Origin of the sequence: Psychrobacter sp. T6-4 (assembly GCF_052258425.1) — a bacterium.
Classification (GTDB): domain Bacteria; phylum Pseudomonadota; class Gammaproteobacteria; order Pseudomonadales; family Moraxellaceae; genus Psychrobacter.
Window position 1 is genome coordinate 353334 of the sequence record NZ_JBQQEZ010000001.1, and the last position, 23735, is coordinate 377068.

The window sequence follows — 23735 nt, forward strand, 5'->3', positions numbered from 1 at the left end:
CTTTATTTCTAAAACCTGCCAAAATCAATCCCAACTCAAAATCACCTTACCGCATTGTCCACTTTCCATAATATCAAAGCCTTGTTGGAAGTCATCAATGGTCAGGCGATGGGTAATAATCGGTGATAAATCAATACCGCTAATCAGCATCTGCTCCATCTGATAACAAGTCTCCCACATCTCACGCCCATAAATACCTTTTAGGGTTAACGCCTTAAAAATAATCTTGCTCCAATCCACCGTCGTGGTGTTGGGCAAAATGCCGAGCAGAGAGATTTTAGAGCCGTTATACATGTTACTAATCATCGAATCAAAGGCCTGAGGCGAGCCTGACATCTCAAGCCCTATATCGAAGCCGTGCATTTTTAACTCAGCAATGGCGTCTTCGATGGTTTCGCCTTTGGCTGGGTTGATGGTCATAGTCGCGCCCATTTTTTTGGCAATCTCTAAGCGATAATCACTGATATCACTGACCACGATATTGCGCGCCCCTGCGAAGCGACAAATCGCCGTAGCCATTGAGCCAATGAGTCCCGCACCGGTGATTAGCACGTCTTCACCAAGTACTGGAAAGGATAGGGCGGTATGAGTGGCATTGCCAAAAGGGTCCATAATGGCTGCCATCTCATCGCTGATACGCTCATCGAGCTTTATGACATTATCGACAGGTATCACCAAATATTCAGCCATTGCGCCATCGCGATTCACGCCCACGCCTATAGTGTTTTCGCACACATGCAGCTTACCACGGCGGCAGTTACGACAATGTCCGCAAGCGATATGGCCCTCCCCTGTGACGCGATCGCCGATTGCAAAATGCTTAACACCATCGCCCACTTCACTAATGATACCGACATATTCATGTCCGATAATCATCGGCGTCTTTATGGTTTTTTGTGACCACTCATCCCACTTATAAATGTGCAAATCCGTCCCACAGATAGCGGTTTTTTTGATTCTTATTTTAACGTCATTAATACCGACCGTCGGTTCTGGCACGTCTTGCATCCAGATGCCTTTTTTAGCGTGAGTTTTGACTAAGGCTTTCATATTTTTCTCTTATTTAGCTGCGTTAATAAGGTGAATAGCGCATTAAGCAATCACTTCCATTTGCTTGGCGACTTTGATAAAGGCGGCGATACATTGGTCAAGCTGCTCACGAGTATGGGCGGCTGAGAGCTGAACCCGAATGCGCGCCTCGTCTTTGGGTACGACAGGGTAGAAGAAGCCAATCACATAAATACCCTCGTCAAGCAGCGCCTCTGCCATTTGTTGGGCGATATTAGCGTCATAAGTCATCACCGCACAAATTGCCGATTCGGTGGGCTTGATATCGAAGCCTGCCTCCTGCATTTGCTGAACAAAATAGTCGGTATTTTCATGCAATTTATCTTGTAGGGTATTGTCCTGCGCTAGCATCTCAAACGCTTTGATCCCAGCTGCCGCCACCACTGGAGGAATGGAGTTTGAAAACAGATACGGGCGTGAGCGTTGACGCAGCATCTCGATCATCTCTTTTTTACCCGTCGTAAAACCGCCAATAGCACCGCCAAATGCCTTACCTAAAGTGCCGGTGATAAGCTCAATATCACCGCGCAGATCAAACAATTCAGTCACGCCGCCGCCAGTCTTACCGACGACGCCTGCTGAATGACACTCGTCAATCATAATCATGGCATCATACTTTTGAGCCAACGCATAAATCTCATCCATTGGCGCTACATTACCATCCATCGAAAACACGGCATCGGTGACAATTAAGCGAAAACGCTGTGCTTGCGCTGCCTGCAATTGCGCCTCTAAATCTTGCATATCGGCATTGGCATAGCGATAGCGTACCGCCTTGCACAGGCGCACCCCATCGATGATGGAGGCGTGATTTAACGAATCAGAAATAATGGCATCCTCGCCAGTTAGCAGGGGCTCAAAAGCACCGCCATTAGCATCAAAACAGGCGGCATAAAGAATCGTATCTTCGGTATTAAAAAACTTAGAAATCGTCGCCTCTAGTTGCTTGTGCAAATCTTGCGTACCACAAATAAAACGCACCGATGACATACCATACCCTGAGTCTTCAATGGCTTGGGTAGCCGCCTTTTTTATCTCAGGGTTATCAGATAATCCAAGGTAATTATTGGCACAGAAGTTCAGCACTTCACGGCCATCGGCGATCTTGATGAGCGCATCTTGCGGGGAGGTGATAACGCGCTCGGTTTTATACAGTCCTGCCGCGCGTATCTCGTCGATTTCTTGCTGTAGATGGGTTTGAAAGGCTTGATACATAACAATTCCTTTTTTAGTGTTTTAGCTGCCACTGCCTGAGGTAAATATTAGGACCGCTGCTAGCAATAATCTATTTAGACTCTTGTAGCTATTTTTTTCTCTTATCTAGATATTCTTACAAATATTGTAGTCCTAAATCATTGATTTTTGTTTATAAAAACCTCAACCACAAATGGACAGATATTGCGCAACCACCGTATCCATGCCTTGCTCTAGTGATTCAATGGTAAAGGCATGTCCAATCGACACCTCAGCAATATCGCCAAGCCTGAGCAAATCGGCTAAGTTCTCCAAATTCAAATCGTGACCGGCGTTGACGCGCATACCGTTTTGGCTGGCGAGGTTGATACAATCGCTAAAGCGCTGCTTGACCGCAGCAAAGTCGCCGTCATTGTTATCGTCGCTATGAGCACGCGCCCATTCTTCGGTGTACATCTCTATCGTCTGTACGTCGCTCTCGATGACCGCTTTAATCTGCTCAATATCAGGGTCGATAAACACTGCGCAGCGTGTGCCGAACGCTTCAAGCTCATGACTAAGCTTAGATAGCATATCGCTATGCTTAATAATATCGAAACCATGATCGGAGGTCAGTTGATCTTCGCTATCGGGTACGAGGGTACATTGATGCGGTTTTACTTCGCGAATGAGTTTTAAAAATTGCTCGTTGGGATTGCCTTCGATATTGAATTCGATGTCTTTGTAGTCTTTAAGATATTCGCTAATATCATAAACATCTTGGTATCTGATATGACGCTCATCGGGTCGTGGATGCACGGTAAAGCCCTTGACACCTAGATCAATCAGCTTTTGAACAAAGTAGAGTAGATTAGGATAATCGGTGCCGCGCGAGTTACGGATTAAAGCGAGTTTGTTTAAATTGACGCTAAATAGGGTGCTCATAGTATTTCCTTTTTCGTTATAGTTATCTGATTATTAATCACTAAATGCTAATAAAAGTTATCACGACCTGCGTACTTTTTATTGAGTGCTTTTAGGATAGCATAGGTCTCGACGTCCATCTGCCCTGTTGGATTTAGAGGACGAAAGTGTAATTGAAAGGCATAGATGACATTACGGCTAGGCTTATCCCACGCGTTTGTGGTATTGATCTGGTAGCCATACTCGCGAAAGGCTTGCTTGATCTGAGCTATCGTCGGCGTGGTCATAGCGATTTGCCTGATAAAATACTTTTTGTCGGCTTCATCGTACCAAGCGCCGATATCGTACTGCTCGTATAACTGTTGCCAAGGGAACTTTGCGCCTGGATCTATCTTACGTGACGGCGCGATATCTGAGTGACCGACGATGTTTTTGGGTGAGATGCCATAGCGCCGCGTGATATCTTGCACCAGTTGCGAGACCTTTTTGATTTGTAAGTCGTCAAATGCGACAAAATGCTCGTACGGATGATAGTCCAGCTCGCCTGATTTTAGCGCGCCTCGATACTGCTGAGCGATGCCTGCATTAACAATCTCGATACCGATAGAAGTATCGTTGAGGATGGTTCGACCTGCAAAATAGCTACTGCCCGCATGCCAAGCGCGCTCAAACTCTGGGACTAAGTTATAGATCTTGTCATCGCCTTGGTCCAAGATTAAATAGTGGGCGCTGACTTGACCTGTGGTGAGGGTCTTTATTGAGCGCGCGTTGTCTGAGACAGTATAGTGCAGGACGATAGTTTTGATACGCTCGCTTTTGCCTTGCGATTGATAAGTATCGCTATCGACGCGAAAGGTCTCGGTCGTCGCCATTTGCGGTTGGGGAGTGGTGATACAGCCTATCAAAGGTAGCGATAAGAAGGTCGCTAATGCTAAAGCGGTAAAGTTTTTTGCCATGAATTGCTCTGTAAGTAATGTATAATTTAAAATATTTATTAGAATAGATGTATTTTACATATTAACAAGTTAATGAGGGATAAAAATGTCACAGGACTCTGAACAAGAGAATAATACAGAAGTTTTGACTGAAGAAATTATTATTAGTAAAAAATGTGGAATTGTAATGCCAATATCTTCAATGGACGGTTACCCTGAATCTCATTGGAAAGATATTAGAAGAATATTAGAATCTGCTATCAGAGGAGCTGGTTTTGAAGCTAGAATAGTTAGTGAGTCAGACGATATTGGAGTTATTCATAAACGTATTGTACAAAACCTTTATGAAAATCCAATGATAGTTTGTGATATCAGTGGTAGAAATCCAAATGTTATGTTTGAACTTGGCTTGCGCTTAGCGTTTGATAAGCCAACTATAATCATTAAGGATGATGCTACTCAGTACTCTTTTGATACTTCAGTTATTGAGCATCTAAGCTATCCTAAAGACTTAAGACATCATAAGATTGATATATTTAAAGATGAATTAAAAGATAGAATTGAAAAAACTTACAAAACTTATCTCGAAAATCCAGAAAACTATTCAACTTTTCTAAAAAATTTTGGAGATTTCAAGACTCCTATAATTAACGAGGAAACAGTATCAGTTGATAAGTATATGTTAGATGAGATTAAAGGACTCAGATCATCAGTTCAAAGCCTATCTAGGTCGATACATATTAATAGTCAACTTGAAGTAAAAAGAGATGCTCATAAAATGACATTAATAAATGACACTGAGTCTAATATTCATGACGTCTATAATAGAATAGCTACAGCATTGAAATTTGATAATAATTTAGTTTTTTCAAGGTTATCGGGTAACAGAATTGATCTCGTAGGTAATAATACAACAGCATCTTATACAGACTTCGAAGATTATGTAAAAATGAGTATGAGTAACTTGAGTTATGAAATGAAAGAGGTCGGTCGTGGTTTGTACAGCATAGATCAAGATATACCATTTTAAATTATGAAACATTATTAGCACAAGTAAAGTTCGGAAGTACTAATTAATCCTTCCGAATCTTCTTAGCCAAAACGACTTTCCAACTCTCCTCTAAACACTCAATCGCTAACCAAGGCTCAATGACTTCAGCAGCATATTTCTCTTTTGAGTTCGACAATTGCCATAGCATCGAGAGCGTTGCAAACGGATAGGGACGCTCTACTAGATAAACGGGCAGATCCGCGTCAATCATGCCCGCGCGTACCACTTCGAAATACCAACCAGCGATACCTTGTTTGCTCACCCAAGCGGCGATATTGGGCACTTTATTAAACTGCCCGATTTGGTCGTTGATCTTATAACAAGGACGGCGTGGCTGCACGATACGCAGTTGGACGCTATGGCTGTCATCTCCATATTCAAAGATATCACCGATGCAAACGTTGCTCTCATCCATCTCAGGTAGGCCATTGACCGCCTCAGTCGTCAGGTTCTCACCGAGTGTGCCAACGCGTACTTTTAAGCTAAATTCTGTATTAATCTGCTCATAAGTCGCAGGCGGCAATTGGTGTACCGCTTTTAGCGGGCCACCGTGATGACGGCGATCGGCTTGCTCGTCTGTGGTCAAACCCATAAAGTCGACGGCGACAGGAGCTTTGATCGGGACTTTGTCGATGGCGCTCATTTGCTCACGCGCGAATGGCATGGCTTTGCCTGCGCGCACGCAAGTCAAAGTGGCAATATGTAAGGGCAGAGGCTGATTAAATTCTTGAGGTGCTTTCGCTTGCGAAGTCATTGCTGTACTCATGGCATGTCCTAATTGGCGATCCAATAATAGCGCTATCTTAGCGCAATCATAGCCTGCTTTCAGCTCATTTGTAACTTGCTGACGGATTTATAGTCGCGCATAAAAAAGACCAGATAAGTTATCTAGTCTTTTAGTCGTCATCAAAGCTTTGATTATGTTAGCTACGGCGACCCGCTTTCTTTTCACGCGGTACAGCGACCAGTTCAGCCAAGCTCTCAGACGATGACCATAGGCCTTCTAAGTCATAGAACTCGCGCGCTTGCGGCGTCATCATATGGACGACGACTGCGCCTAGATCGATTAGTGTCCAATCAGAGTCATTTCCGCCTTCGCGGCCAAGCGGCATAAAGCCAGCTTTTTTGGATTCAGCGCCGAGACTATCAGCCATCGCACGTACATGACGCTTTGAGGTGCCATCAGCGATTACCATACGTTCCATGACGTCGGTTAAATCCTCGACGTTGAGTACGGTAATGTTTTTAGCTTTCATATCTTCTAATGAAGTATTGACGAGGTCTAAGCATTGTTTTAAACGCTCGTCGGTCATAGTATTAGTCATAAATAGTGGTCTCTTAAATCTAAAATAAAGGGTATGGGTGCACCGCGTCTATCAAAAGCTACACGGTTAAATAAATAGGGATAAGGTAATTTTAACGGAATTAAGTCTTAGAATATAGCTTATGAGTGATTATATAATGATAAACCGCAGGATGTAGCCATTTAGTGAGCAGAGGAGATGATATAGGGTTCACAGTGTCAATAGTATCATTTATTGGCGCTAGCCGTGTAATTGGCCTGACAGCTTTAGTCAAAGATTGAGATAGTACTTGGCGTATTTGGGTACTCGATACTGATGCTATGGGGCGCAGATCTATATAAATGCGCCCTTGGCTATCGTTTTTCAAGGGCGTGAGCAGATCTTGTATAGAGTCGCTCGTTTGCGCTTGTAGCTCGGTAGGTAGCAGCTGCGTGCTATCTTGCTGAGTTGATAGCTGAGCGTCTAAGACGCTATCGACACGATTAAACACCCAAATATTGACGTAATTTATTAGTGCTAAGCCATCCTGCCACTTATCCAAGCTACGCGCGCTGTCCATACCCATAACAAATATCAAGCTATCATTTGGGTAGCGACTACGCAGAGTGCGAACGCTATCGATAGTATAAACGGGCGGCGCTTGCCATAGCTCCAGCTCATCGATGCATAGCGGCGTGCCTTGCAGTGCAAGCTTTAGCATAGCTAAGCGATGCTGAGGGTCTGTGCTATCGGTTTTAAACGGTGAGCGCGCATTGGGTAGTAGTGACAAATGTAGCTCGCGATTTTGCTCGCTAGCAATAGGGGCTAAGCACTCATAAACTGCCATCGCCATCTGAATGTGACCCAGATGCACCGGATCAAACGAGCCGCCTAGATAGACACGAATCAAAGGGTTAATGTTTTGCGTAAGAGTAGGTGAGTGAGTCATGGCGCTATTATAGCGATTGGGTACACATTTTGCTGAGCGAACTTAACAAAAAACGCTCACCATAACGTTATAGTGAGCGTTTAAATTTAATAAGACGGTTTGAGCTGATTTAAATCAAATCGCTATAAGCCTGAATAGCAGTCAAGGCGATAGTGTAGACGATATCATCGACCAGAGCGCCGCGTGATAGATCATTCACAGGCTTGTTAAGGCCTTGGAGCATCGGCCCAACACTGATGACGTTGGCGCTACGTTGCACTGCTTTATAGGTGGTGTTACCTGTGTTCAGATCTGGGAAGATAAACACGTTGGCTTGACCTGCAACTTTTGAGTCAGGCGCTTTTTGTTTGCCGACGCTCATTACTGAGGCGGCGTCATACTGTAGCGGTCCATCAACGGCTAAGTCAGGCGCACGCTCACGGACGATTTCGGTTGCCTTGATGACTTTTTCAACGTCAGCGCCTGTGCCTGATGAGCCTGTTGAGTAGCTGATCATCGCCACTTTGGGATCGATACCAAAGGCGGCAGCCGACTGCGCTGATTGAATAGCAATCTCAGCGAGCTCTTCTGCGTTCGGGTCAGGGTTGATGGCGCAATCGCCATAGACGACCACTTGCTCTGGTAGCAGCATAAAGAATACTGACGATACTAGCGAGTATTGCGGCGCAGTCTTAATCAGCTGAAAGGCTGGGCGTACAGTATTAGCCGTAGTATGAATCGCGCCTGAGACGAGGCCATCGACTTCGTCCATTTGCAGCATGATCGTACCCAAAAACACCGTATCTTCTAATTGCTCAGCGGCAACCTCTGGCGTGGTTTTGCCTTTACGGCGCTCAACGACAGCGGCGATGTATTTATCCATATCGAGGCTGGCAGGATCGAGAATCTCTAGGCCTTCTGGCAGAATTAAATCGCGGTTTTTGGCGACTAATTCAACATCACTACGCGTCGCTAAGAGCACGCAGTCAGCGATACCGCGGCTTTGACAGATACAAGCGGCCTCAACGGTGCGCGGCTCAGAGCCTTCTGGCAGTACAATACGTTTTTTGGCTTGCTGCGCCTGCTTGACCACTTGATGACGAAAGGCCGCTGGAGACAGACGCGGCTTATGATCGCCGCTAAATTGCTCTTTGATCCAAGCCAAATCTAAGTGCGCCGCGACATAACGCGTGACATCGGTGGCGCGCTCGGTATCATCACTTGGGATCTCAGCACTCATGTGCAAGAGTTTTTGTACGGTCTCAAAGCTATCGGTTTCGACGCTCATCACAGGAATACCCGTCTTTAGGGCTGATATCCACAGCTCTGCGACAGTAGCGTTCGGTGTCACGCCACCCGTTAGCACCAGACCTGCTAAGGGTACGCCATTGATACAGGCCAATCCTGCGGCAAGGAGCAAATCATCACGGTCGCCTGGAACGACGATCAGCGTGCCTCGATTAAAGACTTCATCAACGCGGGCAATAGAGCGCGCGGTTAGGCTGATATTATTGATACGGCGGGTTTTGGCATCGCCAACATTGAGCCAAGTGGCATCTAATTCGGCGGCGATATCCCAAGTACGCGGCACTGACAATGTATCGCTAAAAGGCACGACACCGATCAGGCGAAACTGCTCACTATCAAAATGCGGCGATAAGCGCTGTACTTCTTGAATGTAGCTTTGATCAAGCTCAAACACCGCCTCGCCTGGCGCCACAGGTTGATTGTCATAGGTGTTAGGCACATCAACACGCATCAAAATACAGCCAAGGGTACGCTCGCTTGCAATACCGCCGAACTCACGCGCATGGACGTCGAGCTTGTCGGCTAGGTGCGCAGGATTGTTGATATCAGCATCGCTGACAAAGATAATTTTGGCATCCAAAGCATGAGCAATAGCGCGGTTGACTTGCGAGGCATAAGAGGCCTCTGTCGTTGAGACTAGGCCTTCACAAATGACAACATCTTGATCATCGCCGATACTATGGAAGCTGCCGATAACCTCTTCCATTAGCTCATCGATATTGCCGTCACCGATCATACGTAGTGCGCGCTGACGCCCGATAGATTTAGGCGCTTTTAGACCAAAGGCGTGCATAGCAAGTGCGCTTGAGCTATCTAAGCTCTTTTGTTTATCTAAAGTATCATCTTGCAAAAACGGCTTCATAAAGCCCGCTTTGATACCGTTGTAATCAAGGGCACGGATCAGCCCTAGCGCCGCTGAAGTCACACCGATACCGCGGCTAATAGGAACAAGTAAAATAGTTTGCATAGCGTATCCTACGATTTATTTTAATTAAATAGTGTACAGCGTTTTATGAAGCTATGAATAAAGCCATTGGCAAAACGCGCTCTTTTTATCTTTACATATAAATGATTACGCTAACCCTAGCGTTTGGCGCGTCTCTTTGGCAATCTGGCGCTCCTCATCCGTTGGAATCACCCACAGCTCAACACTACTATCGTTACTATGGAAACTACCTTCAGCTCCGCCTGCCAGCGTTTTGTTTTTATCGGCATCAAACGAGATACCAAAGTGACGCATAACATTCAAGATACGGGCGCGAGTTGATGCTGAGTTCTCACCGATACCGCCGGTAAAGATGATACCTGTAAATTCAGGCAAGGCGCAGCTAAGACTGGCTAAGTATTTGCCCGCGCGATAGGCAAACATCTCAATGGCGAGCTTAGCCTCTTTGTGACCTTCATTAGCGGCCTCTTCAACTGTACGCATATCGTTAGACAGACCTGAAATACCGAGCAATCCGCTGTCACTATTAAGCATCTTGTCAATATCCTCCAAGCTCATATCGAGCTGGCGTTTAAGATGAATATGCAAACTTGGATCGACGTCACCACTACGCGTACCCATCATCAGACCCTCAAGCGGGGTCAGACCCATACTAGTATCTAAGCTTTTACCGTCATACACAGCCGCCGCTGAACAACCATTGCCCAAATGCGCGGTCAACCAGCCATGCGTACCACTCGCTTCGGTGATTTGGCTGGCGCGCTCTGAGACATAAGCGTGTGAGGTACCATGAAAGCCATAACGACGAATCTTGTGATCCTCGTAAAGCGCTTTTGGAATGGGATAGCGATAAGCAACCGCTGGCATAGTTTGGTGAAAGGCGGTGTCAAAGACGACCACTTGCGGGATGTCAGGATAAATGGCTTGTACCGCTTCAATCCCTAGCGCATTGGCAGGATTGTGCAGCGGGGCCAATGACTTGAGGCGTTTGACCTCAGATAATACATGATTGGTGACTTGCACGGCTTCTGAATATTCACGCCCGCCATGGACGCCGCGATGACCGACGGCGATGAAATGATATTGCTCAAGGAGCTCAAGGATTTTTTGTAGCGCAAGCTTATGGCGACCGCCTGGAATACTTATCTCTAATTTTTCACCGCTCAAAGCTGTGTGCTTGATACGCGCAGTATCAAGTCCTAAGTTTTCAGCAAGACCTGTGATACGCGTCGACTCATCTTCACTGATGAGGGCGTATTTGATGGACGATGAGCCACAGTTCAAGACTAAAGTAGGATTGGTTAATTGTGAGGTATCAGATTCTTGCTTAGAGGTTTGGGTGGTTGCGCTATCGCTCATGCTCTATCCTTAGATGGTTGTCGGTAGGGGGTGAATCGGCTAAATAGTAGCCGCAGTGGGGTGTTATTCGCTTATCACTTAGCAAGCAGCATAGGGGCTACTTATTTAAACAAAGCAGATATTATCAATAATGTAACATATTTTGGGCGCTATACCACGACAACTATAAGGTTTAGGAGTGATAGAGGTCAAATATCTAATACAGATGTTCACTCAATATAAAGCGTAGCAAGCTATGCACAAAATTGAAGTATTGAAATATTAGTTGTAAGTAAATTTATCAAACAGTCATTTACATTATCGGACACTGATATTGAATAATGCTATGATTAGCGCCATTGCTAATGATGCAAAATTTACTTTTTATTGCAGGCTTATCTCAAGGTTAACCCCTATGTCTATTTTATCTCGTTTATCCTCTACCAACCGCCATCTACCGAGCAGCGCTACGCGGCGCGCCAATGCTTTAGTTAATGCTTTAGTCATCACGGCTAGCATTACCGCGCTTGGGCTAGCTGGCTGCGGACAAAAGGGTGCGTTGTATTTAGTCGATACAAGCGATCAAGCAGCCATCGAGACCTCCTCTGCAGTCCTAGCCAGTGGTAGTCAGCCGCAGGATACCGCTTTTGATAATTTAGACGATACCGATTATGATAAGACCCGCTATCTTGAGCGAAAGCAAATACTACCCACTGCCAGTGATGATCCCAACGACTATTAACTAAAAGCACGCGCGCGCAAAAACACGCGCCACTATTAAAAACACGTCCTACATTTGAGATTTAGCTATGAGTAATACGACCTTGCAAGCCTGCACCCCTAATTCTGTTAGCACTCAAACTGAGCAAGGTCTATATATAGACCCCATCGTTTTGAGCAAGCATTTGCCTGCGCTGCAATATCAAGACCGAGCACTGCACATGGGGCAGGTCAGCATAAGTGATGTCGCCGAGCACTACGGTACGCCGTGCTATGTCTACTCAAAACAGGCAATATTGGACGTCTATCAAGCCTATAGCGACAGCTTTGCAAGTCTTGATCATCAAATATGTTACGCGGTAAAAGCCAATTCTAACCTTGCGGTATTGGGCGTACTAGCGCAAGCAGGTGCAGGGTTTGATATTGTCTCGCGCGGCGAGCTTATGCGCGTCCTTGCGGCAGGTGGTCACGCAGATCGCATCGTATTCTCAGGCGTAGGTAAGACTTATGACGACATCGAGTTTGCACTCAATCAGGGCATTGGTTGTTTTAATGTTGAGTCTATCAGCGAGCTTGCACTCATCAACGATGTCGCTCAGCAGTTGGGCAAGCGCGCGCCAATATCGCTACGCGTCAACCCAGATGTCGACGCGGGTACGCATCCTTATATCTCAACGGGTCTTAAGGATAATAAATTTGGCATTGCTCATGACAAGGCCGTTGGCGTCTACGAGCAGGCGGCTACCATGGACAATATTGATATCGTCGGTATCGATTGTCACATCGGCTCGCAATTGACTGAGGTAGCCCCCTTTGTTGCTGCGTTAGATAAACTCATTGAGCTGATTGGCTCGCTGCGTGACAAGGGTATCAATCTTCGTCATATCGATTTGGGCGGCGGGCTTGGGGTACGTTATATCGATGAGTCGCCTGTGACCATTGATAAGTTTGCGCAAGCTTTATTGCCTAAATTGCAAGCGCTTGGATTAAAAGTATTCTTTGAGCCGGGTCGCAGCATGGTTGCCAATGCTGGCGTGTTAATCACCCGCGTGGATGTCCTAAAGCCAACTGAGCACAAGAACTTTGCTATCGTTGATGCGGCGATGAATGATCTGATCCGTCCTGCACTATATCAGGCTGAGATGGCGGTGATTCCTGAGACGTTGCCAAGTGATGATGCTGGCAATGAGGCTATGACTTGGGATGTTGTCGGCGCTATCTGCGAGACGGGCGACTTTTTGGCAAAGGATCGCGTGCTGACACTAGCCGTAGGTGATATTTTAGCGATCACAGGCGCAGGCGCTTACGGTTTTACTATGAGTAGTAACTATAATTCGCGAGGGCGAGCAAGCGAGGTTATGATAGCTGGCACTCAGCATCAACTGATCCGTAAGCGCGAAACGCTTGAGGACTTATACCGTGATGAGATGCTTTGGCAGGATTAAACAAGTAGCAGGATAAGTCATAAACAATTATTAAAACTAGCATTTGCATAAATAAGTCAAAAACAGACCCATTGTCATGATGACAGTGGGTTTTTTATGGTCAGTCTTTTATTACTTTAAGTCGTTATTAGCACATGCTGGTAGTTATCATTGTATCAGGTAGCGTGCTAATATAACCGACATATAATAATAGAGTGGGGCACAAGGATATGTTAATAGAGTTTACAAAGATGCATGGGCTGGGCAATGATTTTATGGTCATCGATTTGGTGACGCAGCGCTTGGATTTGACCAAAGAATTAGTAGAATTATTAGGCGATAGGCATCTGGGTGTGGGCTTTGATCAACTCTTAGTCGTTGAACCGCCGATGCGCCCTGATGTGGATTTTAGCTATCGCATTTTTAATACCGATGGCACAGAGGTTGAGCAGTGCGGTAATGGCGCGCGCTGTTTTGCCCGTTTTGTGCAAGCGCGCAAATTATCCTTTAAGCAGCGCCTGCGTGTTGAGACAGCAAGCGGTATTATTGCTTTGACGACCGATCGTTACGGCTGGGTCGAGGTCGATATGGGTAAGCCCAAATTTGAGCCTGACGAGATTCCCTTTACGCCCAAAGCGACAACCAAGATTCAAAATGCTTATCATCTAAATGTCGAAGGTACGCCCGTGCAGCTTTATGTGGCGAGCATGGGTAATCCACATGCGGTAATAAAGGTAGATGACGTGCTCGAGGCCGATGTCGAGACTTTGGGCAAAGCGTTAGAGTCGCACCCTGCCTTTCCCGAGCGGGTCAATGTCGGCTTTATGCAGGTGATGAACCAGCGCCACATCCGTTTGCGTGTCTACGAGCGCGGCGTAGGCGAGACGCAAGCGTGCGGCACGGGTGCCTGCGCGGCGGTGGCTATTGGTATCCGTGAGGGCTGGCTTGATGAAGGCGAAGATGTGCGCGCGCAGTTATATGGCGGCAGTATGATTATCAAATGGCAACCGGGCTATTCTGTGATGATGACCGGTCCGACCGCTTTTGTTTATGAAGGGGTGTTTAGTCCAGATGGTCTCATGGCACAAGCAGGCATTACGCCTAATCCTGATAGCTAATGTTTAATAGCTGATTTTTGATAGCTCAGGCTTGATAAATAAGGGGTAATAAAAATGTCTACTGCCAACAGTCAGCCTTGGATAACGACAGACTTGGCCAATACGCTAGAGTTAGATACTGAGTTAAATAATTTATTAATACCCGTCAATCGCTGGTTAAGCACGCTCAAGGTACGCAATCACTCAGAGCACACTTTGAGTGCTTACTTTTCTGGGGTTAATCAGTTGGCGCTGTTTTTGCGCGGTAAGCGCTCGACGTGGACGCGCTGCGATAAGCGTCAGTTGGCTCAGCACATCTCCCAGCGCCTTGATGAAGACAAGCTTGCCCTTGCCAGCGTTCAGCAGGAGCTGTCAGCGATTCGGCATTTTTATGGCTGGCTCATTGAGGAGGGCCTTGCTCGGATCAATCCAACGACAGGCTATCAGCTCAAACGCAGTCCGCGCCCGCTACCCTCTATTGCTGATATCGATATGCTCACCCAGCTACTGGATCAACCTGCTCCTGATACGCCAGAACAAGCGCGTTTGTGGCTGCGGGATAAGGCGATGTTTGAGCTACTCTATAGCAGTGGTCTGCGCGTCGGTGAGCTGGTTGCCCTTGATATAACGGATATCGATCTGTCTGATTTGCGCGTGCGCGTGACGGGTAAAGGTAATAAGACCCGCCTTGTGCCGATAGGGGCTAAAGCAAGCGATGCCATTAGGCGCTACTTACCGCATCGCAATCTGTGGGTAGAGCAAGTCGATAGCGCTTTATTTATCAGTGAAAAGCTGGGCACTAGGCTCTCAACTCGAGCGGTACAGCAGCGTCTCAAGGTTGCCGCTCTGCGCGCAGGTATCGCCCAAAACATGTATCCGCATCTGCTACGCCACTGTTTTGCCTCGCATATGCTCTCAGGTAGCGGTGATCTGCGGGCGGTGCAAGAGATGCTGGGACACAGTGATATTAGTACCACGCAGATTTATACTCATGTTGATTTTGCCAAACTGACCCAAGTCTATGATCGCGCCCATCCACGTGCAAGCCATCCACAAAACGAAATAGAGTAAGGCTTGTAAAAGTGCTTTTTAATACTCAGCGTTATAGCAATATCAGGCCAAACGGTGACATTGAAAGATAGGCATTTTTTGCCTTGCATCTTCTTGCGCAGGTTTGTTTAAGGCAGCAAATACAAGTGTATAGTCTTTTTTGTTAGTATTGTCGTGATCAGAGCTATCAAACGCGCTGTGATCGTAGCTGTTTATCACTTTGCCGTTGTAGTCTGTGATAGCGCTATGCCCCCATGTCTGACGACTATTGCCGTTTTTGCCAAAGTGCTCACCGCCTTGCGCCGCGCCTATGACCATACATTGGCTATCAAGTGCGCGCGCTTGCAATAGTAGTGACCAGTGCGCCTGTCCTGTCATATAAGTAAAAGCAGAAGGCGCGCTTAATATGTCCGCGCCCGCTTGACGCAAACGCTGCGCGAGTGCAGGGAAACGTAAGTCAAAACAGACCATCATACCCAACTGATAGACGCTATTATTGATCTCAATCGGCGCAACCACCGTCTGCGTCCCCGGCTCAAAGGTCGCCGCTTCGTTATAGCTGCCTTGCTTATCAGCAACGGTAGCGGTAAACAGATGAATCTTGTCATAGCGTGCGATTTGAGTGCCATCTGGTGCAAACAGTTGACTGACTTGACGCAGACGTCCATCAGGGACGATCACGCCATCAGGGCGAGAAAAACACGGCTGCGTACCTGCTAACAGATAAATATGATGCGCGCGAGCATAACTTGCTAGCGTTGTCGATATCTCGTCAAAGCGCTCGGCGGTGGCATGTTGCGCGCCCATACTACAGCAGTTCTCTGGTAGTACGACAAGGCTTGCACCTTGTTCGCTTGCCTCACTAATAGCAGATTTTATAGCGGTAAGGTTGGCGTCTACGTCCTGTTGACTATTTAGCTGTACGGCGGCGACGGTAACGGATTCTTGGTTAGCATGATTCATAATAAGCTCAGTAGTTGTTAAGATTTATCAAATCGTTGTTTTTATCAATAATATTTAAATTTTAGAGTCACTTATAAGCTATAGATAAATAAGCGTTTTTAGATAAGGGAATAAATTATCATAGCAAAATTATCATAAAAAATGCTATCGTCATAAACGCATAATGCCAATGCATAATGCTAATGCCGCATTAGCCACATTTATCCCAACCATCAATAGCCTAATTATACTGGAGTGTAATAACCCTTTCATGAGTATGTCGTTCGGACTTGCAACCAGTCTTGGTACCTCACAAAAGCTGACGCCGCAGATGCAGCAGGCGATCAAACTGCTTCAGCTCTCAAGTCTTGAGCTGGCGCAAGAGGTGCAAATCAAGCTCGATAGTAATCCTTTGCTTGAACGTATTGAAGATGAAGAAGAGGAGTTTGAGCGCTTAGATGATATAGACGACGAGTTGAGCGAAGCTTTGTCGCTTGAAACTTGGAATCAGACATCAGACAAGGACACCTCAAAAGACGCCGATGCTTTTAGTGATGACAATGATAGCTTTGACGATAGCTTTGACGATAACTATGACAGCTCTGATGACAGTTTCGATAGCGACAGCTATGACACGGGTAACTATGCGTCGGCAGCGCCTAGCGGTACAGGCTCAAGCGCAATAGATTTCGATGAGATGGAGCGTTATCAAGGCAGCACGCAGGCGACTATTCAAGACTATGTGCGCTGGCAGCTTAACTTCAAACGTCTATCGAGTACTGATGCACTAATTGCACAGTATTTGATTGATTCTATGGACGATATGGGTTTTGTGCGCTTAGATATCGATGAGCTAGCCCAAAGCTTTGCAACTATGGCCAGCTTCTATCAGTGGGAGGAGCGCGTTGAATACGATGAGATACAAGCGGTTCTACGCATTATTCAATCTTGTGATCCCTTAGGCGTTGGGGCGTGTAGTCTAAGTGAGTGCCTAGCCATACAGTTGTCCAAATTAGAGGCCAGCACCCAGTATCTACAAGATGCGCAGGCACTACTGAGCGCCAGTGAGCATCTGGTCAGTAACAATATCAAAGCCTTGACTGAGATGACGGGACTGCCAGCCGCGCGTATCACCCCAGCGCTTGAATTATTGCGTACCTTGAACCCTTCACCAGGCTTGTCCTTTCAAAGTGATCAGCCAGATTATACCCGCGCTCCTGATAGCTATGATATTCCTGATGTTTTGGTGACGCCAATACGGCAAAAAGACCACTCGTCAAATCAAACATTACCCGACCAAGAGGTATCAAGTCATCAACAATCGCTATCCGATGAAGGCTGGCACGTTCGCCTCAATCCTGAAACCCTGCCCAAACTGCGCGTCAATCAAGAGTACGCAAGCTTAGTTAAGCGCGGTGATGACAGTCCTGACAATCAGTATTTGAAAGAAAATCTAACCGACGCTAGGTTATTTATTCGCAGTATCGAGGAGCGCAATCAGAACCTCTTAAAAGTGGCGACCAGTATTGTGCGCCGCCAGCAAGGGTTTTTGCGTCAAGGAGCAACCGCTATGCAGCCGCTCATCTTAAAGGACATCGCAGAAGAAGTTGAACTGCACGAATCTACGGTTTCACGTTTGACCACTAGCAAGAGTATTTTAACGCCGCAGGGGCTGTTTTCACTCAAGCACTTTTTCTCATCGCACGTGAGTAGTAGCGAAGGTGATGTGTCCTCAACCGCTATCAGTGCGATGATCAAGCAGCTCATCACGGATGAAGACGCCAAAAAACCCTTGTCCGATAGCCGTATACAAACGCAGCTAGCAGAGCAGGGTATCGAGATCGCTAGACGAACTGTCGCCAAGTACCGAGAAGCTATGAATATTGGCTCTTCAACCCAGCGTAAACAAAAATACTAGGGTACTAATAACTGATTCTAAATACACAGATTAGACCGTGCTACTGGTACAAGTTTTCTTTGCGTGCTGCTCTTTTGAGACGATGCAAAATTTATCCTAATAGCAGAGTATTTATTTTATAGTGCAGCGACTGTAGCTGTTTATAGCAAAATTAGAATATAAAAATAAAATTTTTTGATTATATAGAAATATTTGTGCAATAACTCATATTATTACATTTGCTTACAGTTTGTTGTCTTGCTACTTAGGTGCTTTCATGACAAATTAGAGAAGCATCAATAAGGTATTGAACTTAGTAAGATGGTGGATGAAAAAGGACAAGCCATTTTAAGATAATCAGTTATCAATCGATTCGGTTTTATTCATTATTGGTGAGATAAAGCAGATAAGTATAGGAATGTACTGTCTGCTCATAAATAAGAACGATAACCATAAGGACAACAATATGAATGTATCTATCAGTGGTCACCATATCAGTGTAACCGAAGCTATGGACACCTCAGTACGCGAAAAGCTCGCCAAAATTGAGCGTCATTTTGATCAAATACAAAGTGTGAAAGTGATTTTGTCACTAGACAATAGCGGCGCTAGTGATGGCGGTAAAAAAAGCCACAAAGCAGAAGCTATTTTGCGTGTTTCAGGTCAAGAGATGTTTGTCCAAGCTTTAGAGGATGATATGTATAAAGCCATCAATGAGATGGCAGACAAGCTTGATAGGCAAGTCCGTAAGTATAAAACCCGTCAAGAGCGCAAAAAGACGCAGGGCGCTGGACGTGAAGGACGATTTGATGAGATCGGAGACGATGAAGCCTCTCCAATGAGCTAAAAACCAATGATCTAAAAACAAAAAACCTCAACACGTGATACGGTTGAGGTTTTTTTGCAAGTATTTATTATAAATCGTCGTGCTGTACCACTTCAATATTCGTGCCATTAACCACTTTAGTTTTAGCTAGATCAGCATGCGCTATAAGTTTGTCATTCACCTTGACCGCATAGCGACCCTGACTGAGTCCCAACTCGTTAACCACAAGTTGTACTGTCTGATGGGTAGTCTGCATAGTTTTGCCGTTGACCTCGATTGTACTCATAACACTTATTCCTGTTCATTCATTTCGTATTCATTCATTTAGCATTGATAACTAACTGGTTGTGCTACGAAACGTGGTGACAGCAAGCCAAACCCATCCCGCTATCATTAATACGCCGCCGATAGGCGTAATCGCGCCAAACCAACGCGGCGCGCCCAAAGTCATCGCATACAAGCTACCAGCAAATATAATCACCCCGATTTGCAATAACCAAGCCGTCATTTGAGTCGCATAATTTAAGCGAATAAGCAAACCGACAATTAACAACCCTAAAGCATGAACCAGCAAATAAAGTGTCGCGGTATGCCACCAGCCCAGCTGCTGCGCGTCAGCGATGCCTTTGAGACCATGAGCACCAAATGCGCCAAGTCCCACAGCAATCGCCATATTGAGTGCACCAATACCAATCCAGTTCATTATTGTCTAGCCTTAGATACCATCATGAATATTTATTGAATGTCATCTGGCAGTATAACGCTCTCAATCGTCATCGCCTCACGAATCTTGTCCATAGCGTTCTTTTCGATCTGACGCACGCGCTCAGCCGATATCGAGTAGACCGCCGCCAGCTCATGCAAGGTTGATTTTTGCTCAGTGAGCCAGCGCTGCTCGACAATATCGCGCGAACGATCATCCAAGGTCTCCATAGCAGCCAGTAGCGCCGAGGAGTTATTCTCCTCCCAGTCAGCTTCTTCTAACTGCTCAGCAGGATCGATACCATCCTCTAAAAACAGTTGCGGCGCGTAACGACCGTCATCATCATCACTTGATTGCGCCTCAAATGACGCATCATAAGAAGTTAGGCGCGACTCCATCTCGAGCACTTGTTTGCGCGTGACATTTAAATCTTTAGCGATAGCATCCGCTTCTTCTAAAGTGAGCTGATTGTTCGTCTTTTTAAGGCTACGCAAATTAAAGAACAATTTGCGATGCGCTTTGGTGGTCGCCACTTTAACGATGCGCCAATTGCGAATGACAAACTCGTGAATCTCAGCTTTGATCCAATGTACGGCAAAAGACACCAAACGCACGCCTTTGTTGGGATCAAAGCGTTTGACCGCTTTCATCAGTCCCAAGTTACCTTCTTGAATCAGATCCGCTTGCGGCAGACCATATCCTGAATAACTACGCGCAATATGAATGACAAAACGCAGATGCGACATAACGAGAAGGCGCGCCGCTTCGACATCGCCTTCATCGTAATAACGATGAGCCAGCTCTTGCTCTTGTGTTGGCGTTAGGATAGGGATTTGATGCACAGTATTAATGTATGCCCCTAAGTTCACGCCAGGCGCTGACAGATGCGTTGGCATCGCAGGCACCAAGTCACGGGTACTGGTATCGCCCAATTTACTCGCATCATAAGGTGGTCTTTGTGCGGCAGCCTTGAGCGCTGCGGTACGAGCTTCACTTTTTGCAGGCGTCAAGGTTTTGCCTGCCGCTGTTTTTATATTAGACGTCTCATCATTTTGCACAGCATTGTCTGGCGCAGTTTTGTCTTGCACCTTGTCGTTTTTTTTGCGGTTGTTATTGTCGCTTGCTGATTTAGTAGCCATATTCTTGACCTTGAGTGTTTTTAACTAAGTATTTATAACTAAGTAAGCAAAGGTGTATTTGTATTAATTGTAAAGGATAGAGACGCTTAGTTACTATCAGTTTTGGTAATGATGAAGTGATATATTGTATCGAATGATGTTGCTAGATTGCTATCTGGCTCTATCTCACTTGTAGTGTTGACTGCCAAAGATAATGAGCTTGTAGCTTTTGTTATCTGACTTTGCTCACAAAAAGCGACAATATCTGCTTGTGAGTTGGGGTCAGTTGCGACGATATAGAGTGAGTCACCGTCTACTACTTGCCGCAGCGCCACTTTAGTTTTAAGTAGTGGCATAGGGCAAGATAGATTGCGCCCATCGACGAATGCTGTTATGGACAAATCTGCAATAGAATTTGCCAAGGATGCTTGATCACTATCTTTAGGGAGGCGCTCAATCAAATCCTGTACGACTGATCGCTCAGTAGCAGATAGCTTTGAGAGGTCGTAATAAGTGGTAGAAGTAGGTTCGATGGACATAGGAGTAAGCCCCTTTATACAGTAGCGTGTCATTGTAGCAAATAGCGGTAGCTCAGTCGTCTCTGAAATGTTTAACAGCATGTTTGACTCGCCAAAATCACAAGCAAGTGTTACTAAAAAGTGACGCCTGCTTGGATATTGGTAGCTATCAGCAGACTAAAATTGATTTGCGCCAAACAAGCTCGTATAGTCAAAGCTGATATCTGGTCACCGCATAGGATACGCCCTTGTACTATACTCAGTACCACTCTACTCAGTACGACTCTCGTCTAAACCGCTCAGCTAAGAGCAGTGCTGCATTGACAGCATATAAAAGCGCCAAGCCTTTATCGATAGCCCTTAGTTGTGCGCTATGCACAGTGCTGTGGTCTGCGCCTGCGTCGGCGGCTAGCTATGTCAAAAACTCATGGCAAGTCATGGAGCCTGAGACATTAGAGCTGCCAAGTTTGCGCGGTTCAGGCTTGAGCTTTGATGAGCAGTATCAAAACAAAATGCTTGGGGCATGGTCACTGCAAAATATCAATGGCCGGGTTAAAATGGAGCATGATCCTTGGATTCAACAGACTGTCAAGGACATGACATGGCGCATCAATGCTCAAGCGCGTCAGCAAGCGCCTATAGGGTTAGTACTCATAGATAATCCAAGTATCAATGCTTTTGCCGCGCCAGGCGGCGTTATCGGTATCAATACAGGTACGATACTTGCCGCAAGTAGCATGGATGAGCTGGCAAGCGTCGTCGCTCACGAGGTGGCGCATATCAGTCAGCGTCATTATGAGAGCGGTGCAGATGAGCGTAAAAAAGCACTGCTGATGCAAATCGGCGGGATGCTCGCTGCTATCGCGGCTTCTGCGGTTGATGGTAATGCAGCGGCGGCAGTGATGGCAGGTAGTCAGACGGCATCGATGAATAGTAGCATGGCCTTTAGTCGTAGCAATGAGCGTGAGGCAGATCGGGTCGGTATGCAAATCATGACGCAAGCGGGCTATGACCCAAGAGCGATGCCTAGATTTTTTGCGACTATGAATCAAAGAAGCCAGCTTAATCAAACTGCCAATCAATTTATGCCAAGTTTTGTACGCTCGCATCCGCTTAGCAATGAGCGTTTGAGCGAAGCACAGACGCGGGCCCAGCGTTACTCGTCCTTGAGCTTAAGTGAGCAGCAGCGTCATCAAGCGCTATTTGATCTATTGCACTGGCGCGTACAGGTCACGGGCAAACATGTCTCTGAAACTGCTCTTAAGACCGCTGCTAATAATAGCCTTGGGGCTAAAGTTGCGCTGATGTACTGGTACGGCGATCAGCAGCGTTATGCTAATGCCAAAGATATCATGAATGAGCTACAGACTCTGCCAATCGCCCAGCGCCAGATGCTTGAGCCTTTATTGTCAATTACTTATAGCCAAATACTCAGTGATCAAGGCAAGTGGCAGCAGGCTGCGCAATTATTACAAAGCCAGCAGCGCCTGTACCCTGAGCGTCGTGATTTGCGGCTGTATTTAGCTGAGGCTTTGACCAATAGTAATCAGCCCGCGCAAGCACAAGCTTTAGTAAAGTCGCTCACGCAGCAAGACCCAAGCGATCGTTATGCATGGCAAAGTATGCAGATGGCTAATGAAAAACTGGCCAAAACGACGGATTCAAAGGCATTGGCTGATATTGCTACGATTAATGCACTACGCTACCGCAGTCAAACCCAATTGTGGAGTGGGCGCTATGATAGTGCTTTGACCTCGTTAAACCAAGCTCAGCAGCTAACTAAGAAACTACAAAGCACCGCACAAGCTCGAAGCGCGCCGCCTTTGCTTGCAAATATCAATGCTGAGATCAAAGACGTCAAAACCGCCAAAGACTTTGAGCCTTAAGCGGTTTTTAGATAGTTTATATAAGTCGGCTTATATCAAATAGGCCATAAACCGTCTAGTTTAAATGGCTTTTGTAGACGCTTTATTTTTTAGACGACTAGTAGGGTTAGCCTTGTAGCGCTTCTTTAACCAATTTTGATATTACCGCAGGATCAGCGCGTCCTGCGGTTTTGGCTTTGAGTGCGCCCATCACGCTACCCATATCACGCATAGAGGTCGCGCCTTGTGCTGCAACCTCGCTATTGACCAAGGCGGCAAGCTCGCTATCATCCATCTGCGTCGGCATAAAACCATTGATGATATCAATCTCAAACTGCTCTTTGTTCGCAAGATCCTCACGATTATTCTCAGTAAAGATAGCGAGCGATTCTTGGCGCTGCTTGAGCTGTTTTTGTAGTACCTCTAAAACGTCAGCGTCACTCAGCTGGGTTTGACGGTCAATCTCGATTTGTTTGATAACCGCTTGTACATTACGCAGCACTTTGACGCGCTCAAGCTCACGAGCTTTCATCGAAGTTTTGATGCTATCTGATAGCACTTGTTTGAGGTCGCTCATAATTATTATTCCTTATTTTTAAAAGTTGATAGATCAATATGAAT

The 23735-nt window shown here is 46.1% G+C and carries 23 protein-coding genes; 8 read left to right on the forward strand and 15 right to left on the reverse strand.

What is annotated here, in order from left to right; all coding sequences use genetic code 11:
• Window positions 1–24: 24 nt before the first annotated feature.
• The 4 genes from tdh to ACTXGE_RS01565 form a co-directional block, all read right to left on the reverse strand.
• Window positions 25–1050, reverse strand: a complete 1026-nt coding sequence (gene tdh / locus ACTXGE_RS01550; protein ID WP_435950123.1) for an L-threonine 3-dehydrogenase — start codon at window positions 1048–1050, stop codon at window positions 25–27.
• A 42-nt stretch (window positions 1051–1092) separates the two neighbouring features.
• Entirely contained in the window at window positions 1093–2283 is a 1191-nt protein-coding gene (kbl, locus tag ACTXGE_RS01555; protein WP_443541138.1) for a glycine C-acetyltransferase, read from the reverse strand.
• Between the two features lie 162 nt (window positions 2284–2445).
• Window positions 2446–3186 (reverse strand): pyridoxine 5'-phosphate synthase, encoded by a 741-nt coding sequence (locus tag ACTXGE_RS01560; RefSeq protein WP_443541137.1) that lies wholly within the window; start codon window positions 3184–3186, stop codon window positions 2446–2448.
• A 47-nt stretch (window positions 3187–3233) separates the two neighbouring features.
• Complete coding sequence (locus tag ACTXGE_RS01565) at window positions 3234–4121, reverse strand: N-acetylmuramoyl-L-alanine amidase (RefSeq protein WP_443541136.1); 888 nt, start codon at window positions 4119–4121, stop codon at window positions 3234–3236.
• 85 nt (window positions 4122–4206) lie between these two features.
• Between ACTXGE_RS01565 and ACTXGE_RS01570 the strand changes: the two genes are divergently transcribed.
• Entirely contained in the window at window positions 4207–5130 is a 924-nt protein-coding gene (locus tag ACTXGE_RS01570; protein WP_435950127.1) for a hypothetical protein, read from the forward strand.
• 43 nt (window positions 5131–5173) lie between these two features.
• Here the strand turns inward: ACTXGE_RS01570 and ACTXGE_RS01575 are convergent, their stop codons facing one another.
• The 5 genes from ACTXGE_RS01575 to ACTXGE_RS01595 all read right to left on the reverse strand — a co-directional run bounded on the left by ACTXGE_RS01575 (window position 5174) and on the right by ACTXGE_RS01595 (window position 10975).
• Window positions 5174–5917, reverse strand: coding sequence for an MOSC domain-containing protein (locus ACTXGE_RS01575; protein WP_435950128.1), 744 nt, complete (start codon window positions 5915–5917; stop codon window positions 5174–5176).
• Window positions 5918–6074: 157 nt separating this feature from the next.
• Complete coding sequence (gene rsfS / locus ACTXGE_RS01580) at window positions 6075–6476, reverse strand: ribosome silencing factor (protein ID WP_317199545.1); 402 nt, start codon at window positions 6474–6476, stop codon at window positions 6075–6077.
• Between the two features lie 100 nt (window positions 6477–6576).
• Entirely contained in the window at window positions 6577–7383 is an 807-nt protein-coding gene (locus ACTXGE_RS01585; RefSeq protein ID WP_443541135.1) for a nicotinate-nicotinamide nucleotide adenylyltransferase, read from the reverse strand.
• Between the two features lie 109 nt (window positions 7384–7492).
• The gene (gene pta, locus ACTXGE_RS01590; protein WP_443541134.1) at window positions 7493–9637 is read right to left on the reverse strand and encodes a phosphate acetyltransferase; all 2145 of its coding nucleotides are present in this window, start codon (window positions 9635–9637) and stop codon (window positions 7493–7495) included.
• A gap of 105 nt (window positions 9638–9742) precedes the next feature.
• Window positions 9743–10975 carry an acetate/propionate family kinase gene (locus ACTXGE_RS01595; RefSeq protein ID WP_443541133.1) on the reverse strand — a complete coding sequence of 411 codons (1233 nt, stop codon included), beginning with the start codon at window positions 10973–10975 and terminating at the stop codon, window positions 9743–9745.
• Between the two features lie 394 nt (window positions 10976–11369).
• Here ACTXGE_RS01595 and lptM point away from each other — a divergent pair, with 394 nt between their 5' ends.
• The 4 genes from lptM to ACTXGE_RS01615 all read left to right on the forward strand — a co-directional run bounded on the left by lptM (window position 11370) and on the right by ACTXGE_RS01615 (window position 15266).
• Window positions 11370–11696 carry an LPS translocon maturation chaperone LptM gene (lptM, locus tag ACTXGE_RS01600; RefSeq protein ID WP_443541132.1) on the forward strand — a complete coding sequence of 109 codons (327 nt, stop codon included), beginning with the start codon at window positions 11370–11372 and terminating at the stop codon, window positions 11694–11696.
• 67 nt (window positions 11697–11763) lie between these two features.
• Window positions 11764–13119, forward strand: a complete 1356-nt coding sequence (gene lysA / locus ACTXGE_RS01605; protein WP_443541131.1) for a diaminopimelate decarboxylase — start codon at window positions 11764–11766, stop codon at window positions 13117–13119.
• A 209-nt stretch (window positions 13120–13328) separates the two neighbouring features.
• Window positions 13329–14216: a diaminopimelate epimerase gene (gene dapF, locus ACTXGE_RS01610; protein WP_435950131.1), complete on the forward strand. Its 888-nt coding sequence runs from the start codon at window positions 13329–13331 to the stop codon at window positions 14214–14216.
• 54 nt (window positions 14217–14270) lie between these two features.
• A complete protein-coding gene (locus ACTXGE_RS01615; protein ID WP_435950132.1) occupies window positions 14271–15266 on the forward strand; it encodes a tyrosine recombinase XerC in 996 nt (331 codons plus the stop codon).
• A gap of 42 nt (window positions 15267–15308) precedes the next feature.
• On the opposite strand, the gene ACTXGE_RS01620 is transcribed toward ACTXGE_RS01615, so the two are convergent.
• The gene (locus ACTXGE_RS01620) at window positions 15309–16208 is read right to left on the reverse strand and encodes a carbon-nitrogen hydrolase family protein (protein ID WP_443541130.1); all 900 of its coding nucleotides are present in this window, start codon (window positions 16206–16208) and stop codon (window positions 15309–15311) included.
• Between the two features lie 250 nt (window positions 16209–16458).
• Between ACTXGE_RS01620 and ACTXGE_RS01625 the strand changes: the two genes are divergently transcribed.
• Entirely contained in the window at window positions 16459–18105 is a 1647-nt protein-coding gene (locus ACTXGE_RS01625; protein WP_443541129.1) for an RNA polymerase factor sigma-54, read from the forward strand.
• A 445-nt stretch (window positions 18106–18550) separates the two neighbouring features.
• Window positions 18551–18931 carry a ribosome hibernation-promoting factor, HPF/YfiA family gene (gene hpf, locus ACTXGE_RS01630; protein WP_317199535.1) on the forward strand — a complete coding sequence of 127 codons (381 nt, stop codon included), beginning with the start codon at window positions 18551–18553 and terminating at the stop codon, window positions 18929–18931.
• A 67-nt stretch (window positions 18932–18998) separates the two neighbouring features.
• On the opposite strand, the gene thiS is transcribed toward hpf, so the two are convergent.
• The 4 genes from thiS to ACTXGE_RS01650 form a co-directional block, all read right to left on the reverse strand.
• Complete coding sequence (thiS, locus tag ACTXGE_RS01635; protein WP_443541128.1) at window positions 18999–19196, reverse strand: sulfur carrier protein ThiS; 198 nt, start codon at window positions 19194–19196, stop codon at window positions 18999–19001.
• 51 nt (window positions 19197–19247) lie between these two features.
• Complete coding sequence (locus ACTXGE_RS01640) at window positions 19248–19613, reverse strand: DUF423 domain-containing protein (RefSeq protein ID WP_443541127.1); 366 nt, start codon at window positions 19611–19613, stop codon at window positions 19248–19250.
• 32 nt (window positions 19614–19645) lie between these two features.
• Window positions 19646–20509: an RNA polymerase sigma factor RpoH gene (gene rpoH, locus ACTXGE_RS01645; RefSeq protein ID WP_317199671.1), complete on the reverse strand. Its 864-nt coding sequence runs from the start codon at window positions 20507–20509 to the stop codon at window positions 19646–19648.
• A gap of 329 nt (window positions 20510–20838) precedes the next feature.
• A complete protein-coding gene (locus ACTXGE_RS01650) occupies window positions 20839–21270 on the reverse strand; it encodes a sulfurtransferase TusA family protein (protein ID WP_443541126.1) in 432 nt (143 codons plus the stop codon).
• Window positions 21271–21497: 227 nt separating this feature from the next.
• On the opposite strand from ACTXGE_RS01650, the gene ACTXGE_RS01655 reads away from it, so the two are divergent.
• On the forward strand, window positions 21498–23135 hold the full coding sequence (locus ACTXGE_RS01655; protein ID WP_443541125.1) for a M48 family metalloprotease: 1638 nt from the start codon (window positions 21498–21500) through the stop codon (window positions 23133–23135).
• A gap of 106 nt (window positions 23136–23241) precedes the next feature.
• Here ACTXGE_RS01655 and ACTXGE_RS01660 read toward each other — a convergent pair whose 3' ends face one another.
• Window positions 23242–23691, reverse strand: a complete 450-nt coding sequence (locus ACTXGE_RS01660; protein ID WP_435950138.1) for a GatB/YqeY domain-containing protein — start codon at window positions 23689–23691, stop codon at window positions 23242–23244.
• Window positions 23692–23735: the final 44 nt, after the last annotated feature.

Coding starts and splice junctions, on each gene's coding strand:
- tdh (WP_435950123.1), bottom strand. CDS start 1,050: ATGAAAGCCTTAGTCAAAACTCACGCTAAAAAAGGCATCTGGATGCAA.
- kbl (WP_443541138.1), bottom strand. CDS start 2,283: ATGTATCAAGCCTTTCAAACCCATCTACAGCAAGAAATCGACGAGATA.
- ACTXGE_RS01560 (WP_443541137.1), bottom strand. CDS start 3,186: ATGAGCACCCTATTTAGCGTCAATTTAAACAAACTCGCTTTAATCCGT.
- ACTXGE_RS01565 (WP_443541136.1), bottom strand. CDS start 4,121: ATGGCAAAAAACTTTACCGCTTTAGCATTAGCGACCTTCTTATCGCTA.
- ACTXGE_RS01570 (WP_435950127.1), top strand. CDS start 4,207: ATGTCACAGGACTCTGAACAAGAGAATAATACAGAAGTTTTGACTGAA.
- ACTXGE_RS01575 (WP_435950128.1), bottom strand. CDS start 5,917: ATGAGTACAGCAATGACTTCGCAAGCGAAAGCACCTCAAGAATTTAAT.
- rsfS (WP_317199545.1), bottom strand. CDS start 6,476: ATGACTAATACTATGACCGACGAGCGTTTAAAACAATGCTTAGACCTC.
- ACTXGE_RS01585 (WP_443541135.1), bottom strand. CDS start 7,383: ATGACTCACTCACCTACTCTTACGCAAAACATTAACCCTTTGATTCGT.
- pta (WP_443541134.1), bottom strand. CDS start 9,637: ATGCAAACTATTTTACTTGTTCCTATTAGCCGCGGTATCGGTGTGACT.
- ACTXGE_RS01595 (WP_443541133.1), bottom strand. CDS start 10,975: ATGAGCGATAGCGCAACCACCCAAACCTCTAAGCAAGAATCTGATACC.
- lptM (WP_443541132.1), top strand. CDS start 11,370: ATGTCTATTTTATCTCGTTTATCCTCTACCAACCGCCATCTACCGAGC.
- lysA (WP_443541131.1), top strand. CDS start 11,764: ATGAGTAATACGACCTTGCAAGCCTGCACCCCTAATTCTGTTAGCACT.
- dapF (WP_435950131.1), top strand. CDS start 13,329: ATGTTAATAGAGTTTACAAAGATGCATGGGCTGGGCAATGATTTTATG.
- ACTXGE_RS01615 (WP_435950132.1), top strand. CDS start 14,271: ATGTCTACTGCCAACAGTCAGCCTTGGATAACGACAGACTTGGCCAAT.
- ACTXGE_RS01620 (WP_443541130.1), bottom strand. CDS start 16,208: ATGAATCATGCTAACCAAGAATCCGTTACCGTCGCCGCCGTACAGCTA.
- ACTXGE_RS01625 (WP_443541129.1), top strand. CDS start 16,459: ATGAGTATGTCGTTCGGACTTGCAACCAGTCTTGGTACCTCACAAAAG.
- hpf (WP_317199535.1), top strand. CDS start 18,551: ATGAATGTATCTATCAGTGGTCACCATATCAGTGTAACCGAAGCTATG.
- thiS (WP_443541128.1), bottom strand. CDS start 19,196: ATGAGTACAATCGAGGTCAACGGCAAAACTATGCAGACTACCCATCAG.
- ACTXGE_RS01640 (WP_443541127.1), bottom strand. CDS start 19,613: ATGAACTGGATTGGTATTGGTGCACTCAATATGGCGATTGCTGTGGGA.
- rpoH (WP_317199671.1), bottom strand. CDS start 20,509: ATGCCAACGCATCTGTCAGCGCCTGGCGTGAACTTAGGGGCATACATT.
- ACTXGE_RS01650 (WP_443541126.1), bottom strand. CDS start 21,270: ATGTCCATCGAACCTACTTCTACCACTTATTACGACCTCTCAAAGCTA.
- ACTXGE_RS01660 (WP_435950138.1), bottom strand. CDS start 23,691: ATGAGCGACCTCAAACAAGTGCTATCAGATAGCATCAAAACTTCGATG.